This is a genomic window from Pseudoduganella sp. RAF53_2 (assembly GCF_052113985.1).
In the GTDB taxonomy this organism is placed as follows: Bacteria; Pseudomonadota; Gammaproteobacteria; order Burkholderiales; family Burkholderiaceae_D; genus Rugamonas.
This window is the reverse complement of sequence record NZ_JBFRDW010000927.1, coordinates 1-1,618: the sequence shown is the minus strand read 5'-3', so window position 1 is coordinate 1,618 and position 1,618 is coordinate 1. Positions and strand designations below refer to the sequence as shown.

Genomic DNA, 1,618 nt, shown 5'->3' with positions numbered 1-1,618 from the left:
GTAAAGATGTACGTGGAATCGAACGCAGCACGTTTGTCATTGACGCTCAAGGGCGATTGGTGAAAGAATGGAGAGGCGTGAAGGTTCCAGGTCACGTTGATGATGTACTGGAATTCGTGGCAAGCCAGGGCTGATGGCAAAGCCCTCCTTGCGGTCGAACAACCGTAACTGAGCTTTAATATAGCCAGATTTTGAGTCAAGCTTCTTCCAACCACTCACCCCGGTGCCAACCGGACTGCAATACTGGCCGCAACGGCGGCCTTAGGCAGCCTTTCATTTCCGATTTCCCCACGCATCCATCCCCATGCCCGATCTGCTGCGGCGGCTTTGGCGTGGGCGGAACTTTTTTAGATTGAGATCCTGATGCCACTGCCAAAACTGCCTAGCAAGCCAGCCACCTTACTGCTGGCTAAAGACTACCCGAAGGCGAGCGGATCGAATCCGGTACCCTTCCCCGTTGAAGAAGATGCAGCGCCAGCGCCGAAGAAAGCGGCAACCAAGGCACCTGCAAAGACTGCGGCAAAGAAGACCGCAGCTGCAAAGAAAACCCCGGCCCTCAAGGTCGCCAAGCTGCCGGACGATGTCCCGGCGCCACCACGCACCAAGGCTGCGCCCCTGGCGCGCGGCAAGGTCACGCCGATCAAGCCCGATGCACCGCATCCGGCCAAGCACAAGGCACACGAGGTCGTGCTGAAGTCCGCCTCCAGCCGCCACGCCGATCAGGTGGGCATGACCAAGCTGTTCGTGCTCGACACCAATGTGCTGATGCACGACCCCTCCTCGCTGTTCCGCTTCGAGGAGCACGATGTCTTCCTGCCGATGATGACGCTGGAAGAACTGGACAACCACAAGAAAGGCATGTCCGAAGTCGCCCGCAATGCGCGCCAGGTATCGCGTACCCTCGATGCCCTGGTCAGCAATACCGACGACGACGACATGGAAACCGGTATCCCGCTGAACAAGCTGGGTAACAAGGATGCCAAAGGCCACCTGTATTTCCAGACCAAGGTGCAGGTAGCCGATTTGCCGGAAGGCCTGCCGCAAGGTAAGGCGGACAACCAGATCCTCGCGGTCGTGCGTTCGCTGGAAGCCGAGCAGCCGGGCCGCGCGGTGGTGCTGGTGTCGAAAGACATCAATATGCGCATCAAGGCGCGCGCACTGGGCCTGCCGGCGGAAGACTACTTCAACGACCACGTACTTGAAGACACCGACCTGCTGTACTCGGGCATCGTCCAGCTGCCGGACGATTTCTGGAACAAGCATGGCAAGGACATGGAGTCGTGGCAGGAGAACAAGAACGGCCAGAGCGCCACCTTCTATCGCGTGACCGGCCCGTTCATCCCGTCCCTGCTGGTGAACCAGTTCGTGTTCCTGGAACCGAAGAACGGCGAAGCTTCGTTCTACGGCCAGGTCAAGCAGATCAACGGCAAGACCGCGGTGATCCAGACGCTGCGCGACTATTCCCACAACAAGAACAGCGTGTGGGGCGTCACGGCGCGTAACCGCGAGCAGAACTTCGCTCTGAACCTGCTGATGAATCCCGAGTGCGACTTTATCACCCTGCTGGGCCAGGCCGGTACCGGCAAGACCCTGCTGGCACTGGCCGCCGGCCTGGCGC

General features: G+C 59.6%; 1 protein-coding gene and 1 pseudogene. Both read left to right on the top strand.

Annotation, left to right across the window (positions count from 1 at the left end):
- A pseudogene (locus AB4Z11_RS31095) lies at positions 1-134 on the top strand (peroxiredoxin); the annotation flags it as partial.
- Positions 135-363: 229 nt separating this feature from the next.
- Positions 364-1,618 (top strand): PhoH family protein (locus AB4Z11_RS31090; RefSeq protein WP_442029950.1); only part of this gene is annotated, 1,255 nt, incomplete at its 3' end.